13 protein-coding genes are annotated in these 14,475 nt (G+C 64.3%); 10 read left to right on the forward strand and 3 right to left on the reverse strand.

The window, feature by feature from the left end; translation table 11 throughout:
- Positions 1–332 precede the first annotated feature (332 nt).
- The 4 genes from FJ980_RS25790 to FJ980_RS25805 all read left to right on the forward strand — a co-directional run bounded on the left by FJ980_RS25790 (position 333) and on the right by FJ980_RS25805 (position 3,442).
- Positions 333–692 carry a metalloregulator ArsR/SmtB family transcription factor gene (locus FJ980_RS25790; protein WP_140546515.1) on the forward strand — a complete coding sequence of 120 codons (360 nt, stop codon included), beginning with the start codon at positions 333–335 and terminating at the stop codon, positions 690–692.
- Complete coding sequence (locus tag FJ980_RS25795; RefSeq protein WP_140546516.1) at positions 676–1,179, forward strand: SRPBCC domain-containing protein; 504 nt, start codon at positions 676–678, stop codon at positions 1,177–1,179. The genes FJ980_RS25790 and FJ980_RS25795 overlap by 17 nt, the downstream gene beginning before the upstream one ends.
- A 151-nt stretch (positions 1,180–1,330) precedes the next feature.
- Entirely contained in the window at positions 1,331–2,008 is a 678-nt protein-coding gene (locus tag FJ980_RS25800) for a winged helix-turn-helix domain-containing protein (RefSeq protein WP_140546517.1), read from the forward strand.
- A 45-nt stretch (positions 2,009–2,053) separates the two neighbouring features.
- Positions 2,054–3,442, forward strand: coding sequence for a HAMP domain-containing sensor histidine kinase (locus FJ980_RS25805; RefSeq protein WP_140546518.1), 1,389 nt, complete (start codon positions 2,054–2,056; stop codon positions 3,440–3,442).
- A gap of 197 nt (positions 3,443–3,639) precedes the next feature.
- Here FJ980_RS25805 and FJ980_RS25810 read toward each other — a convergent pair whose 3' ends face one another.
- Positions 3,640–4,509 (reverse strand): helix-turn-helix domain-containing protein, encoded by an 870-nt coding sequence (locus tag FJ980_RS25810; protein ID WP_140546519.1) that lies wholly within the window; start codon positions 4,507–4,509, stop codon positions 3,640–3,642.
- Positions 4,510–4,615: 106 nt separating this feature from the next.
- On the opposite strand from FJ980_RS25810, the gene FJ980_RS25815 reads away from it, so the two are divergent.
- The 5 genes from FJ980_RS25815 (at position 4,616) to FJ980_RS25835 (ending at position 10,881) form a co-directional block, all read left to right on the forward strand.
- Complete coding sequence (locus FJ980_RS25815; RefSeq protein ID WP_140546520.1) at positions 4,616–5,884, forward strand: ABC transporter substrate-binding protein; 1,269 nt, start codon at positions 4,616–4,618, stop codon at positions 5,882–5,884.
- 59 nt (positions 5,885–5,943) lie between these two features.
- Positions 5,944–6,804 (forward strand): sugar ABC transporter permease, encoded by an 861-nt coding sequence (locus FJ980_RS25820; protein WP_140546521.1) that lies wholly within the window; start codon positions 5,944–5,946, stop codon positions 6,802–6,804.
- The gene (locus FJ980_RS25825) at positions 6,801–7,637 is read left to right on the forward strand and encodes a carbohydrate ABC transporter permease (protein ID WP_140546522.1); all 837 of its coding nucleotides are present in this window, start codon (positions 6,801–6,803) and stop codon (positions 7,635–7,637) included. The genes FJ980_RS25820 and FJ980_RS25825 overlap by 4 nt, the downstream gene beginning before the upstream one ends.
- 66 nt (positions 7,638–7,703) lie before the next feature.
- A complete protein-coding gene (ugpC, locus tag FJ980_RS25830; RefSeq protein ID WP_140546523.1) occupies positions 7,704–8,789 on the forward strand; it encodes a sn-glycerol-3-phosphate ABC transporter ATP-binding protein UgpC in 1,086 nt (361 codons plus the stop codon).
- Between the two features lie 58 nt (positions 8,790–8,847).
- Complete coding sequence (locus FJ980_RS25835) at positions 8,848–10,881, forward strand: aldo/keto reductase (RefSeq protein ID WP_140546524.1); 2,034 nt, start codon at positions 8,848–8,850, stop codon at positions 10,879–10,881.
- Positions 10,882–11,098: 217 nt separating this feature from the next.
- Here FJ980_RS25835 and FJ980_RS25845 read toward each other — a convergent pair whose 3' ends face one another.
- Complete coding sequence (locus FJ980_RS25845; protein ID WP_095769876.1) at positions 11,099–11,527, reverse strand: Lrp/AsnC family transcriptional regulator; 429 nt, start codon at positions 11,525–11,527, stop codon at positions 11,099–11,101.
- A 128-nt stretch (positions 11,528–11,655) separates the two neighbouring features.
- Between FJ980_RS25845 and FJ980_RS25850 the strand changes: the two genes are divergently transcribed.
- A complete protein-coding gene (locus FJ980_RS25850) occupies positions 11,656–12,759 on the forward strand; it encodes a saccharopine dehydrogenase family protein (RefSeq protein ID WP_140546525.1) in 1,104 nt (367 codons plus the stop codon).
- A gap of 167 nt (positions 12,760–12,926) precedes the next feature.
- On the opposite strand, the gene lpdA is transcribed toward FJ980_RS25850, so the two are convergent.
- Positions 12,927–14,324, reverse strand: a complete 1,398-nt coding sequence (lpdA, locus tag FJ980_RS25855; RefSeq protein ID WP_140546526.1) for a dihydrolipoyl dehydrogenase — start codon at positions 14,322–14,324, stop codon at positions 12,927–12,929.
- Positions 14,325–14,475 lie beyond the last annotated feature (151 nt).

The following is a 14,475-nucleotide window of genomic DNA, read 5'->3' on the forward strand; positions in this document are numbered from 1 at the left end:
GAGCAGAATTCTGCACCGTGGCGACGCTTCCAAGTCGCGGAATGGATTCTATGGTCTGCGCGCGTCGCTTCGCTCCTTGCTCCGCCATAGAATGACGAGGTTGAGGCGGCTTCAACCAATCCCCGGCGTTTGCGCTGATTTCACGGCAATGAACGGAAATCTTGCCCTAAGACAAACGCCAACCTTTCAAAATCCCTGTCCGGGGAACTAGAGCATGTCGACATTCACCATAAGTTGCAGCAGCGAGACGGGCCCGGGCGGAGGCGGTCGGCGGCGCAGCACGCCCGCTATCCCTTGCGCGCCGCTCATCGATGCGTTAGATACTGAACCAAATGGTTCAGTATTCGAAACCCAGCCTCGATGTCTCGTTCGCCGCGCTCTCGGACGCCACACGGCGCGGCGTTCTGGAGCAGCTCGGACGCGCGGAAGCCTCGATCACGGACCTTGCCGAGAAATTTCACATGACCCTCACGGGCATGAAGAAGCACGTCGGCGTCTTGGAACAGGCGGGGCTCGTCACCACCCGGAAAGCCGGGCGGGTGCGGACGTGCAGGCTCGGCCTGCGCGGACTGGAGGAAGAGGCGGCTTGGATCGAGAGATACCGCCGGCTTTGGGACGCACGCTTCGAAGAGCTGGACAGGGTTGTCGAGGACCTGAAACGGAAGGAGGAAGTCGATGGCACAACGGAGTGAGCCTGCTCGCACGACGGTAGAACGGAGGTCCGACCGTGAGCTGGTCGTTACGCGAACCTTCGACGCCCCGGCGCGCATCGTGTTCGAGGCGTGGACCAAGCCCGAACTGTTCAAGCGGTGGTGGGCGCCGAAGTCGATGGGGATGATCCTGCGTTCCTGCGAGATGGATGTTCGCGTCGGGGGCGGGTACCGTTTGGCGTTCGGCCACGACGCCTCGAACCCCGCTGAGTTCTTCGGCAGGTATATCGAAGTGGTACCGTACTCGCGCCTCGCCTGGACCAACGACGAAGGCGGCGACGGTGGACCCGTCACCACGGTGACCTTCGAGGAAAAGGATGGCAAGACGCTGTTGGTCATGCACGAGCTCTATCCCTCGAAAGAAGCTCTCGACGCTGCCGGCACCGGGGCGGCCGATGCGATGGGCGAGACGTTCGGGCAACTGGACGAGCTTCTCCTCACGCTGGGCGCGAGCGCGGGACGACCATGAGGTCGCTCTCACCGCCGGCCGCCCGGTTCTTCGCGACTGCCCTCGTCGGCCCGCGATGGATATCGGCTGTCTCTCGCAAAAATGTGTAGCGTTACTCGGTCTGAAAGCTCGTAAAAACAAATGGTTGGACTAGCAAGGACAGCACCGGGCGATGCGACTTCTGCTTGTTGAAGACGATCCGAGAACCGCGGACTATATCGTCAGGGGACTGACCGAGGCCGGCCATGTCTGCGATCTCTTACGTGACGGTCATGACGGGCTCTTCGCCGCGACCCGCAACGCCTATGACGTGATCGTCGCCGACCGCATGGTGCCCGGCCTCGACGGCCTGTCGATGATCAAGGCGGTGCGTGCCGCCGGCATCCGCACGCCGGCTATTTTCCTGACCTCGATCGGCGGCGTCGACGACCGGGTCGAGGGCCTCGAGGCGGGCGGCGACGACTATCTGGTCAAGCCCTTCGCCTTTTCCGAGCTGCTTGCCCGCATCCATGCGCTCGGCCGCCGGCCGGCTGCGCAGGAGCAGAAGACGGCTTTGCGCGTCGCCGACCTCGAAATGGACCTTATCCAGCGCCGCGTCACCAGGCAGGGCCATTCGATCGACCTGCAGCCGCGCGAGTTCAGCCTGCTCGAAGTGCTGATGCGCGGCGAGGGCCGCGTCATCACCCGCACCATGCTGCTCGAGCGCGTGTGGGATTTTCATTTCGACCCCAAGACCAGTGTCGTCGAGACGCATATCAGCCGGCTCAGGGCCAAGGTCGACAGACCGTTCGACGTGCCGTTGATCCACACCGTGCGCAATACCGGCTACAGCCTGCATGTTCCGGCCTGATCTTGCATCCGCTGTTGCAGGGCGGCCAACCGCCTGCGCGATCGCATGAGCGGGACGCGCTCCAGCCTGCTGCGAAGCACGCCGTTCCGGCTGGCGCTGACCTTCGCCTTCCTTTTCCTGCTGGCCTTCATCCTGTCCGGCGCGATCGTTTATCAGCTGATGAGCGCCTCGCTCGCCAGGCAGCTCGATCAGTCGATCAAGGAGACCTATTCGCTCATCGCCGCGACCCATGCCGAGGGCGACGAGGAGGATCTCGTTTCAACCGTCAGGGACCATGCCCAGTTCAGCCAGGACAAGGACCAGATCTTTTCCCTCACCGACAAGGCCGGCAACCGCCTCGCTGGGGATTTCACCGCTTCCGGCCTACCGGACGGCTTTTCCATCTTCGCTGCCAGCCTGCCAGGTGTGCCGCCCGATACGGAGTATCGCGCCTATTCGGGCACGGTCGGCGACAGCAAGCTGACGGTCGCCTTCTCGCTCTCGGAAACCGAGGATCTCGAAACCATCGTGCTGATGAGCTTCGGCTGGGCCACGCTCTTCATCACTGTCCTGGCGATCGGCGGCGGCGCCGTGCTTGCCTCGCGCGTCCAGCGGCGCCTGGACGGCATCGCCGACACCATGGTCAACGTCTCGCATGGGCGGCTCGACGCCCGCATCCCGCTGATCGGCAATGGTGACGACATCGACGCCGTCTCCGCCCAGGTGAATTCCGCGCTCGAGCGCCTGTCTGCCCTGGTCGACGGCATGCGCGAAGTGAGCGCCAACATCGCCCATGATCTGAAGACGCCGCTCAACCGGTTGCAGATGATCCTGGAATCGGCCGCCGACAAGACGGTGTCGGGCGAGGACGTCTCGACCGAGCTGACCGACGCCCGCGCCGAGAGCCAGCAGATCAACAGCACATTCGACGCTTTGCTGCGCATCGCCCAGATCGAAGCCGGCGCCCGCAAGGCGCGCTTCGTCGATCTCGATGTCGGGCCGGTCGTCGAGACCATTGGCGAGGTCTATGCCGATGTCGCCGAGGACGACGGCAAGTCTCTGTCCACCGTGATCGTTCCGGATACGAAATGGTACGTGCACGGCGACCGCGACCTGCTCATGCAGATGTTGGCCAATCTGGTCGAGAACGCGCTCAGGCATTGCCCGCCGGGCACCGCGATCGAGCTCTCGGTGACCAGGGCAGGCAACCACGTCCTCATTCATGTCCGCGACAATGGCCCGGGCATTCCCGCCGAGGAGCGCGAGAAAGTGTTCCGCCGGCTCTATCGGCTCGATGCCAGCCGCACGACGCCCGGCAGCGGCCTGGGCCTCAGCCTTGTCAAGGCGGTGGTCGACCTGCATGGCGCCGCCATCGTGCTGGAGGACCGCAATCCGGGTCTCGGCGTCACGGTCAGCTTTCCGGCTGTGCGAACTCCGGTGACGTCGTCATTCTAGGGCGGAGCAAGGAGCGCAGCGACGCGCGCAGACCCTAGAATCCATGCCATGACCTCTGCCTAGGAATGCGACGGTGCAGAAGATTCTGTAACCGCTGCAACGCCTTAACGTCACGGCATGGATTCTAAGGTCTACGCGGTACGCTTCGCTTCCCGCTCCGCCCTAGAATGACGAACGTTGGGCCACCGTCGGCCATTTTACCGCGCCCCGCCCGCCCGGCGGAAATCGGAAGGCGACATGCCGGCGAGCTTGCGGAACGATTTGTTGAAGGCGCTGAGCGAGCCGAAGCCCGAGTCCATGGCGACCCTCAGCACATTGGCGTCCTCATGCATCAGCAACGCCTGGGCGTAGCTCAACCGCAGCAGATTGACATATTCGTTGAGCGTCATGCCCGTCGATTTCTTGAACAGGCTCATGGCGTATTTGGGATGGATGTCGGCGGCAGCCGCGATGGTCACGCAATCGACGTCGTAGAGGAAATTCTCTGCGATGAAATCGCACATGCGCCCGACATTGCGCGAGGACTGCTGGTCGAAGGCATTGCCGGCGCCTTGCCCGACCACCCTTTCCGGCACCAGCCGGTACGGCTCGAAGCGCACCCGCTCTAGCCTCAAGAGCAGCTCGTTGACGGCGTGCTCGGCCCTCGCCGGATCGCCGGCGCGCGCATATTCGTTCCAGCGCTTGAAATTGTCGTTGTCCGACTGGTCGGTCGCATTGGTCACCAGCGTCGCGCCGGTCATCAGCCGGTGGCGGATGTCGGCCGGCAGATGCAGGCGGAAGAAATGCACCAGCGGCAGATGCGCGCCGGCATAGACGGCGTCGTCGGAGAGATCGTCCATCTGGTGCGGCAGCCCGCCCCAGAACAGGCACATCTCGCCGGCCGAAAGCGAGATCTCGTGCTCGGCCATGCGGTAGTGCACTGAGCCCTGCACGATGAAATTCACCTCGACCTGGGCGTGCCAGTGCGGCTTCAGCATCACCAACGGGTGGTTGTGGAACATCTGCAAAACGAGCGGCAGTCCTTCGACGCTGCTCGCGCCAGGCTGGTAGAATGGACGCCCCGGCATCTTACTTTCCGCCAACTTCTTATTCCCTCTGACGGCGACAAGCCTTCCGCGCCGCATAGTCTAGCCACGCTCACAGTGAGAGAGCAAATGAAATGGGAGGATTTCAATGCGCACTACACTGACCTGCGCCGCGCTTATGCTTGCCCTGGGCTCCGGCCCGGCGCTGGCGCAGTCCGGCGAGATCACCATCTGGAGCTGGAACATCGCCGCCTCGTCATTGAAGGCGACGGTCGAGGGCTTCAACAAGAAATACCCCGACATCAAGGTCACGGTTCAGGACCTCGGCAACCAGCCCACTTATGACAAATCGATCGCCGGCTGCGCCGCCGGCGGCGTCGGCCTGCCCGATATCGTCTCGATCGAGAACGGCGAGGCTGAAAATTACTGGAGCCAGTTCCCGGACTGTTTCGTCGACCTGCACACGCTGGGTTACACGGCGGAAGACCAGAAGAAGTTCCCCGATTTCAAGCGCACCGAGCTCGAGGTTGGCGACAAGGCCTATGCGATGCCCTGGGATTCCGGCCCGGTGGCCGTCTTCTACCGCCGCGACTTCTACGAGAAGGCAGGCGTCGACCCGGCCTCGATCAAGACATGGGACGATTTCATCACCGCCGGCAAGAAGATCCAGGACGCCAATCCGGGCGTGACGATGACCAATGCCGATTTCAACGGCGACACCGAATTCTTCCGCATGATCTCCAACGAGCAGGGCTGCGCCTATTTCGCCGAGGACGGCCAGTCGATCACCGTGGCCGAGCCGAAATGCGTCGACGCCATGACCAAGGTCAAGGAGATGAAGGACGCCGGCATCGTGTCGTCGGCGGACTGGTCGACCAAGATCACCAACAACACCGCCGGCACCGTCGCCAGCCAGGTTTATGGCGGCTGGTATGAAGGCACGATCCGCACCGAATCGCCGAAGGAGAGCGGCAAATGGGGCGTCTATCTGATGCCGAGCCTGACCGCCGACGGCCCGCGCGCCGCCAATCTCGGCGGCTCGTCACTGGCCATCACCTCGGCCTCGAAGAACAAGGAGGCGGCTTACGCCTATCTCAAATACACGCTTGAGACCAATGACGGCCAGATCACCATGCTGAAGGATTTCGGCCTGGTGCCGTCGCTGATCTCGGCGCTCGACGATCCTTACGTGTCGCAGCCGCAGCCCTATTGGGGCGGCCAGGCGGTGTGGAAGGACATTCTGGCGACGCTGCCCAAGGTGGTGCCGAGCCGCGGAACGCAGTTCCAGAGCGACGCCGAGATCATCGTCCGCGCCGTGCAGACCAAATACCTGGCCAACGGCTATCCCGACGCCAAGGCCGCGCTCGACGACGCTGCCAAGCAGATCGCCGCCGCGACCGGTTTGCCGGTTAAATAGGTGCCGCTCTTCCTTCTCCCCTTGTGGGAGAAGGGAAAGACAGAGAAAGGAGGAAGCCGATGCGCACCCAGAACGCCACCGCGTACCGCTTCCTCACGCCCTACCTTTTGATCTTCGCCATCTTCTGGATCTGGCCGATCATCTCTTCCTTCATCATCTCCTTCCAGGCGACGCGCACCGTGCCGTGGCGCTTCGCGCCGGCATTCAACTGGGGCCGCCTGATCGGCGACCCCGCCTTCTACAATGCGCTGAAGAACACGCTGCTGATCCTGGTCATCCAGGTGCCGGTGATGATTGCGCTGGCGATCGTCATGGCGGTGCTTCTGAATTCGCCGCTGCTTAAAGCCCGCGGCCTCTATCGCTTTGCCTTCTTCGCGCCCGTGGTGGTTGGCGAGGTCGCCTATTCGGCCGTCTTCCGGTTGATGTTCAGCCTCGATTTCGGCATCGTCAACAAGCTCTTGAACAGCGTCGGCATCTCAAAGATCGACTGGTTCTCCAACGTCACGCCGGCCATGGCGCTGATCATGATCGCGGTGACCTGGCGCTGGGCCGGCTACAACGCCATCATCATCCTGGCCGGCCTGCAGTCGATCCCGGAAGACGTCTACGAGGCGGCGACGCTCGACCGCGTCAGCCGGGTGAAGCAGTTCTTTCACATCACCTTGCCGCTGCTGAAGCCGGTGATCGTCTTTTGCGCCGTGCTGTCGATCATCGGCACCATGCAGCTCTTCACCGAGCCGTTCCTGATCACCGAACGCGGCGGACCGGGCGGCGGCACCGAGACGCTCGGCCTGCTGCTCTACCGCCAGGGCTTCCGCTCGCTCAATTTCGGCTACGCCTCGGCCGTCGCCTACACCATGGCGGGGCTGGCCATCGCCATCACCCTGGTGCAGCTCTGGCTGATGAGGGAGCCGAAATGACCTCGCGCTCGCAAGCAAGGCTCGGGCGCGTCATTGCGCTGCATCTTTTCCTGACGCCGCTGGCGCTGGTCTGGCTGTTCCCGCTGTGGATGATGGTGGTGTTCTCCACCATGCCCGACAACGGCATCTTCAGCCCCGGCATCGAGCTCCTGCCGCATGACAATTTCCTCGACAATGTGGCCAACCTGCAGCGCGACACCAATTTCATCGGCGCCATCGGCATCTCGGTCTCGGTGGCGGTGACCTATACGGTCCTTTCGGTGCTGCTCACCTCGATGGCCGGCTGGGCGCTGGCGCGCTACGAATTCCACGGCAAGGGCGCGGTGGTGGCCATCATCTTCGGCACCATCACGCTGCCCTACGCGGTGGTGCTCATCCCGCAATTCATCATGGTGGCACGCGACTTCGCCTTGGCCAACACCTGGATCGCGCTGATCGTGCCGCCGCTGTTCAACTCGCTGGGCGTGCTTTTCATGCGCCAGGCCTTCTCGATGATGCCGGCCGAATTGTTCGACGCGGCGCGCGTCGAAGGCGTCAAGGAATGGCGCATCTTCCTGTTCGTAGCGATGCCGCTGGCCCGCCCGATGCTGGCGGCGCTGGCGATCATCCTCTTCCTCGCCTCGTGGAACAACTATCTGTGGCCGCTGCTGATCAACAGCCAGCCGGGCGCAATGACGGCGCCGGTGGCGCTCGGCACGCTGATCGGCCTGACCAAGGTTTCGTGGGGCGGCATCATGGCCGGCGCCGTGATGCTGACGGTGCCGATGCTGATCGTCTTCGTGCTCTTGCAGCGCCATTTCATCGCCGGCATCGCCGCCGGCGCGGTCAAATAGGAGAGCGCGAAATGCGTCGCAGACTGGGACACAGAATGATCCAACCTAGCCATATCTCGCTCTGACATGGCGGCCGTCACCCTCACCAATGTCGTCAAACGCTTCGGCATCTTCGAAGTCGTCCACGGCGCCAACATCGACATCGCCGACGGCGAGTTCGTCGTCTTCGTCGGCCCGTCCGGCTGCGGCAAGTCCACGCTGCTGAGGATGATCGCCGGGCTGGAAGACATCAGCGGCGGCGACATCGCCATCGGCGGCAAGGTGATGAACGACGTCGAGCCGGCCGACCGCGGCATCGCCATGGTGTTCCAGTCCTACGCGCTCTACCCACATATGACGGTCGAGCAGAACCTTTCCTTCGGCCTCCGCATGAACGGCAATCCGAAGGCCGACACAGAGCGCCGGGTCAGGAAAGCCGCCGAGATCCTGCGCATCGACGAATTGATGCAGCGGCGGCCGAAGCAACTCTCCGGCGGCCAGCGCCAGCGCGTCGCCATCGGCCGCGCCATCGTGCGCGAGCCGCAGGTCTTCCTGTTCGACGAGCCGCTCTCCAATCTCGACGCCGAGCTCAGGGTGCAGATGCGGGTCGAGATCTCGCGCCTGCACAAGGAGCTCGGCGTCACCATGATCTATGTGACGCATGACCAGACCGAGGCGATGACGCTGGCCGACCGCATCGTCGTGCTCAAAGCCGGCAATGTCGAGCAGATCGGCGCGCCGCTCGATCTCTATGACGACCCGGCCAACCGTTTCGTCGCCGGCTTCATCGGCTCGCCGAAGATGAACTTCCTCAGCGCCAAGGTCGTCGACACCTCCAACAGCGCAGCCATCATCGAGCTCGCCCATCATGGCGGCGCCAGATTGCGCAAGCCGCTTTGTGAGACTTTTCCCGCCATCGGCGCCGAGGTCGTGCTCGGTGTCAGGCCGGAGCATTTCTTCGAGGCGGGCGAGGGCGATTGCGACATCCCGGTCAAGGCCGATGTCGCCGAGCATCTGGGCTCCGTCAGCTATGTCTACGCCAATGCCGGACCCGAGGAGCTTATCGTCGAGCGCGAGGCCTCGCGCCAGCGCGCCAGCGGCGACCATTTCAAGGTCTCGATCAAGGCGGAACGGGCGCTGCTCTTCGACAAGGCGGGTGCCAGGATCCGCTGACCCGCAGATTTTCATTGCCGGCACGCCAGGCGTGGCGGCGACCCATGGAGAATTCGACATGACACCCTCACCCAAGAAAATCCGCTGGGGCATCCTCGGACCCGGCAGCATTGCAAAATCTTTTGCGGGCGGCGTGGCGGGGTCGCGCAACGGCGAGCTGGTGGCGCTCGGCGCCCGCAATCCCGCCAAGCCGGGCTTGGCCGAGACCTTTCCGGGCGCGCGCATCCTCGACGGCTATGAGGCGCTGCTCGCCGACACGCAAGTCGACGCCGTCTACATTTCGATCCCGCATCCCGGCCATGCCGAATGGGCGATCAAGGCCGCCGAAGCCGGCAAGCATGTCTTATGCGAGAAGCCGCTGGCGCTGACCGCCTTCGAGGCCGACGCCATGATGCATGCGGCGCGCAAGGCCGGCACCTTTCTCGGCGAGGCCCTCATGTACCGGCTGCATCCGCAGACGCTGCAATTGGTCGAGCTGATCAAGTCGGGCGCCATCGGCGAGGTGCGCATGATCAAGTCGAGTTTCGGCTTCGCCATGCCGGGCTTCATGCCGCAACACCGGCTCTACGCCAACGACATGGCCGGCGGCGGCATCCTCGATGTCGGCGGCTATCCGGTGTCGATGGCGCGGCTGATCGCCGGTGCGGCCGCGGGGCAGCCTTTCCTCGAGCCGGACAAGGTTGTCGGCGCCGCCCATCTCGGCCAATCGGGCGTCGACGAGTGGGCCTCGGCCCTGCTCACCTTCGCCAATGGCATCGTCGCCGAGATCTCCTGCAGCATCTCGCTCAACCAGGACAATATGCTGCGCATCTTCGGCACCAAGGGTCAGATCGAGGTGCCCGATTTCTGGTTCGCCGGTGGCAACCGCGACGTCGGACCGGGCCGGATCGAGGTGATCCGGTCCGGGGCGGCTCGCGAGGTGATCAGCCTCGACGAGACCCGCCATGTCTATTCCTTCGAGGTCGATGCCGCCGGCGAGGCGATCCTGGCCGGACGGCAGGAGTTCGCCTGGCCGGGCATGGGCTGGGCCGACAGCCTCGGCACGCTGCGCGTTCTTGACAAATGGCGTGCCGCGGTCGGCCTCGAATATGGCATCGAAAAGCCGGCTAAGCGCGTCAACACCCTCTCCGGCCGGCCGCTGCGGACCGATGGCAAGGCCATCGGCAAGCGCGCCATTCCCGGCCTGCCGCGCGCAGTGTCGCTGCTGGCGCTCGGCTTCGAGGATTTCCGCACCTTCTCCTCCGGCTCCATCCTGCTCGACGCCTATTTCGAGGCCGGCGGCAATCTGTTCGACACCGGCTTCGTCTATGGCGCCGGCTACACCGAGACGCTGCTTGGCCAGTGGCTCAGGAATCGCGGCGTGCGCGAGCAGTCGGTGATCATCGCCAAGGGCGCGCATTCGCCGCTCTGCTATCCCGATGTGATTGCGAAGCAGCTGGCGCAGTCGCTCGACCGGCTGCAGACCGACCATGTCGACATCTATTTCATGCATCGCGACAATCCGGACGTGCCGGTCGGCGAGTTCGTCGATGCCATGGACGCCGAGGCCAAGGCCGGCCGCATCCGCGGCCTGTTCGGCGGCTCCAACTGGACGATGGAGCGCATGGACGAAGCTATTCGCTATGCCGAAAAAAACGGCAAGCAGAAGCCCGGCGCGCTCTCCAACAATTTCTCGCTGGCCGAGATGCTGGAACCGATCTGGGCCGGCTGCGTCACCTCGTCGACCGATGCCTGGAAGGCCTGGCTGACGGCAAGGCAGATGCCGAACTTCGCCTGGTCGAGCCAGGGGCGCGGCTTCTTCACCGACCGCGCCGGCCGCGACCGGACCGACAATGAGGAGCTGGTGCGGGTCTGGTATTCGGAAAAGAATTTCGGCCGCCGCGACCGCGCCATCGAGCTGGCGCGCAAGCTCGGCAAGAGCCCGATCCATGTCGCGCTGGCCTATGTCCTGGCGCAGCCCTTCCCCTCGGTGCCGCTGATCGGCCCGCGCACGCTGGACGAGCTGGAGGACAGCCTTAGGGCGCTGGATATCAAGCTGACGCCGGAGGATGTGGCGTGGCTTGACGAGGGGCCGGAGAGACGGAGGGCTTGATCGGAGCGAGGAAAATCAAACGCCTCATTCCTTCGCCCCCCTCTCTGCCCTGCCGGGCATCTCCCCCTCAAGGGGGGAGATTGGCAGCTTCGGCGCCTTGCTCATTAATGCAAAGTTGGCGATTAGCGAAATCCCGCGTGACATCTAATCTCCCCCCTTGAGGGGGAGATGTCCGGCAGGACAGAGGGGGGCGCCTCGCGCCCGCATCTCAACAGTTTCACCGATCCACCCGCGTCGACAGAATAATCGACGACGACGTCCGCTCCACCCCATCCATCGCCCCGATCCGGTCGAGCAGCGCGTCGAGGTCGCGGATCGACGGCGCGTCGACGATGACGATCATGTCGAAATTGCCGCTCACCGAATGCACTGTCCGGACCGGCGGCATCGCCGCGAGGCTGCGCACCACCTTGTCGGCGAGCTTCGGCGTCACGGTGAGCAGCACATGCGCCTTGACCAGCCCTTGCTCATAATCGGGCGATAGCCTCACCCCATAGCCGGTGATGATGCCGCGCTGCTCCAGCCGCTCGATGCGGCTCTGCACCGTCGTGCGCGACACGCCGAGCTGTCTCGCCAGCTCGGCCGTGGAGGCGCGGGCATTGGCGCGTAGCAAGGTAAGCAGGGCTTGTTCGGCTTCACTGATCATTTCGACGAAATCTTTCGGCATATCGCTTGAAGTTCGGCGTCATATTGCCAGATTCCACGCTTCCTTTCGACAGGCAAGCTGCGAAGATTCCCGCCACATCGAAATCAGCATTGGCAGGGGATATGATCATGAAGAACATCGTTGTCGTCGGCGCCGGCAAGATCGGCTCGACCATCGCTGAAATGCTGAACGCCACGGGCGACTACCGCGTCACGCTGGTCGACCGCTCGGCCGCCCAGCTTGCCGCCGCCGATCTGCCGGCCGGCGTTGCGACGCAGGAGCTCGACATCGCCGTCGCGGGTGAGCTCGAAAAGGTGCTTGCCGGCAAATTCGCCGTGCTGAGCGCCGCGCCCTTCCACCTCACCACCCGCATCGCCGAGGCGGCCGCCGCCACCGGCGTGCATTATCTCGACCTCACCGAGGACGTCGTCTCGACCCGCCGCGTCAAGGAGCTAGCGCGTGACGCCAAGAGCGCCTTCATCCCGCAATGCGGCCTGGCGCCGGGCTTCATCTCGATCGTCGCCAACGATCTCGCCAGCCGCTTCGACTCGCTGGAAAGCGTGCGCATGCGCGTCGGTGCGCTGCCGCAATATCCGTCCAATGCGCTGAACTACAACCTCACCTGGAGCACCGACGGCGTCATCAACGAATATTGCGAGCCCTGCGAGGCGATCGTCGAGGGCGAGCTGATCGAGGTGCCGCCGCTGGAGGAGCGCGAGGAATTCTCGCTCGACGGCGTCACCTATGAGGCCTTCAACACCTCCGGCGGCCTGGGCACTTTGGCCGAGACGCTGAAGGGCAAGGTGCGCACGCTGAACTACCGCACCATCCGCTATCCCGGCCACGCCGCGATCATGAAGGCGCTGCTCAACGACCTCGGCCTGCGTCATCGCCGCGACGTGCTGAAGGACATTTTCGAAAGCGCCCTGCCGGCGACGCTGCAGGACGTGGTCATCGTCTTCGTCACCGTCTCGGGCCGCCGCAACGGCCGCCTGCTGCAGGAGACCTACGCCAACAAGATCTATTCGCAGCGCGTCGGCAACATCGTGCGCAGCGCCATCCAGATCACCACCGCCTCCGGCATCTGCGCCGTGCTCGACATGCTTGCCGACGGCAGCCTGCCGGCGAAGGGTTTTGTCCGGCAGGAAGACATCGCCCTCGACGCCTTCCTCGCCAACCGCTTCGGCCGCGCCTACGCCCAGCACGAGATGGTAAGCCGGTTCGCGAGCTGAGGGGGCGGCTCCCCCTTCCCCCCTTGTTGGGGGCAGGTGTCGACGAAGGCGACGGATGAGGGGTGCTCCAGGGAAAGCCAGCGTCTCACTCCGCTGGAACACCCCTCATCCGTCTCGGCGCTGCGCGCCGATCCACCTTCTCCCACAGGGGGAGAAGGAAGAAGCGCTCAAACATGCAGCGCGTGGCCCAGCGCCTTCAGCGCCGCTTCCTGAAAACCTTCGCCCTGCGTCGGATGTGCATGGATCGTGCCGGCGATGTCCTCCAGCCGCGCGCCCATCTCCAGCGCCAGGCCAAACGCCGCCGATAGTTCCGACACGCCCTGCCCGACCGCCTGGATGCCCAGGACCAGATGATTGTCCGCGCGAGCCACGATCCGCACAAAACCGTCCTCGCCCTGTTTGGTCATGGCGCGGCCGTTGGCGGCGAAGGGGAACTGGCCGATCTTGATCTCGCCGGCAAGCGCCTTCGCCTCTTCGGGCGACAGCCCGGCGGCGACCAGCTCCGGATCGGTGAAGCAGATCGCCGGAATGGCGCGCTTGTCCCAGCTTCTTTTGTGGCCGGCGACGATCTCGGCCACCATCTCACCCTGCGCCATGGCCCGATGTGCCAGCATCGGCTCGCCGGTGACATCGCCGATGGCAAAAATGCCGCGCATCGAGGTGCGGCACTGGTCGTCGATGCGGATGAATTTTCCCGCCCTGTCGAGGTCGATCTGCTCCAGCCCCCAGCCCTCGGTGAGCGGTTTGCGGCCTACCGTGACCAAGATCTTGTCGGCGGCGATCTTGGCGTTCTTGCCGTCGGCCGTCTCGACCAGCAGCGCGTCGCCCTTGGCCGACAGGCCTTTGGCCTTCGCCCCTGCCATGACCTCGACGCCAAGCTCGCCCAGCCGCTTCAGCACCGGCCGGGTGAGTTCGGCATCGTACTGCGCGAGCACGCGCGGCAGGGCTTCGAACACGGTGACCTTCGCGCCCATCCTGGCGAAGGCCATGCCCAGCTCGAGCCCGATATAGCCGCCGCCGACGACCGCGAGCTTCTTCGGCACTTCGCCGAGATCCAGCGCTTCGGTGGACGAGATCACCGGCCCGCCAAAGGGGAAGAACGGCAATTCTACCGGCGCCGAACCAGTGGCGATGACGACGGTCTCGGCGCGGATCACCTGGGTTCCGGTCTCGGTCTCGACCTCGACGGTCTTGCCGTCCCGGAAGGTTGCCCAACCATGCACGGTCTTCACCCTGGCCTTCTTCAGCAATCCGGCCACGCCGCTGTTGAGCCGGCTAACGATGCCGTCCTTCCAGCTGACAGTTTTCGCAAGATCGAGCGTCGGCGTGCCGACCTTGATGCCCAGCGGATCCTTGCCGCCGGCCATATGCGCGACCTTCTCGAACGCCTCCGCCGCATGGATCAGCGCCTTGGACGGGATGCAGCCGACATTGAGGCAGGTGCCGCCCGGCTTGCCGGCTTCGACGATGACGGTATCGACGCCAAGCTGGCCGGCACGGATGGCGCAAACATAACCGCCCGGCCCCGCGCCGATGACGAGCAGCTTGCAGGAGATTTCTTTCATGACAGCTGTCCTCTCGGCGATGGCCGGCGCGCGCCTTGCCTTCCCCCCTTGTGGGGGAAGGTGGATCGGCGCGTCAGCGCCGAGACGGATGAGGGGTGTTCCAGCGGAGTGAGACGCTGATGTTCCAGCGGAGTGAGACGTCGGCGTTCCC

This window comes from Mesorhizobium sp. B1-1-5, from assembly GCF_006443065.1.
Lineage (GTDB): Bacteria > Pseudomonadota > Alphaproteobacteria > Rhizobiales > Rhizobiaceae > Mesorhizobium.

What these genes read in the sequence shown, in the direction of transcription:
- FJ980_RS25810 (WP_140546519.1), bottom strand. Translation starts at nt 4,509, where the DNA reads ATGCCGGGGCGTCCATTCTACCAGCCTGGCGCGAGCAGCGTCGAAGGA.
- FJ980_RS25815 (WP_140546520.1), top strand. Translation starts at nt 4,616, where the DNA reads ATGCGCACTACACTGACCTGCGCCGCGCTTATGCTTGCCCTGGGCTCC.
- FJ980_RS25795 (WP_140546516.1), top strand. Translation starts at nt 676, where the DNA reads ATGGCACAACGGAGTGAGCCTGCTCGCACGACGGTAGAACGGAGGTCC.
- FJ980_RS25800 (WP_140546517.1), top strand. Translation starts at nt 1,331, where the DNA reads ATGCGACTTCTGCTTGTTGAAGACGATCCGAGAACCGCGGACTATATC.
- FJ980_RS25850 (WP_140546525.1), top strand. Translation starts at nt 11,656, where the DNA reads ATGAAGAACATCGTTGTCGTCGGCGCCGGCAAGATCGGCTCGACCATC.
- ugpC (WP_140546523.1), top strand. Translation starts at nt 7,704, where the DNA reads ATGGCGGCCGTCACCCTCACCAATGTCGTCAAACGCTTCGGCATCTTC.
- FJ980_RS25820 (WP_140546521.1), top strand. Translation starts at nt 5,944, where the DNA reads ATGCGCACCCAGAACGCCACCGCGTACCGCTTCCTCACGCCCTACCTT.
- FJ980_RS25790 (WP_140546515.1), top strand. Translation starts at nt 333, where the DNA reads ATGGTTCAGTATTCGAAACCCAGCCTCGATGTCTCGTTCGCCGCGCTC.
- FJ980_RS25825 (WP_140546522.1), top strand. Translation starts at nt 6,801, where the DNA reads ATGACCTCGCGCTCGCAAGCAAGGCTCGGGCGCGTCATTGCGCTGCAT.
- FJ980_RS25805 (WP_140546518.1), top strand. Translation starts at nt 2,054, where the DNA reads ATGAGCGGGACGCGCTCCAGCCTGCTGCGAAGCACGCCGTTCCGGCTG.
- FJ980_RS25845 (WP_095769876.1), bottom strand. Translation starts at nt 11,527, where the DNA reads ATGATCAGTGAAGCCGAACAAGCCCTGCTTACCTTGCTACGCGCCAAT.
- FJ980_RS25835 (WP_140546524.1), top strand. Translation starts at nt 8,848, where the DNA reads ATGACACCCTCACCCAAGAAAATCCGCTGGGGCATCCTCGGACCCGGC.
- lpdA (WP_140546526.1), bottom strand. Translation starts at nt 14,324, where the DNA reads ATGAAAGAAATCTCCTGCAAGCTGCTCGTCATCGGCGCGGGGCCGGGC.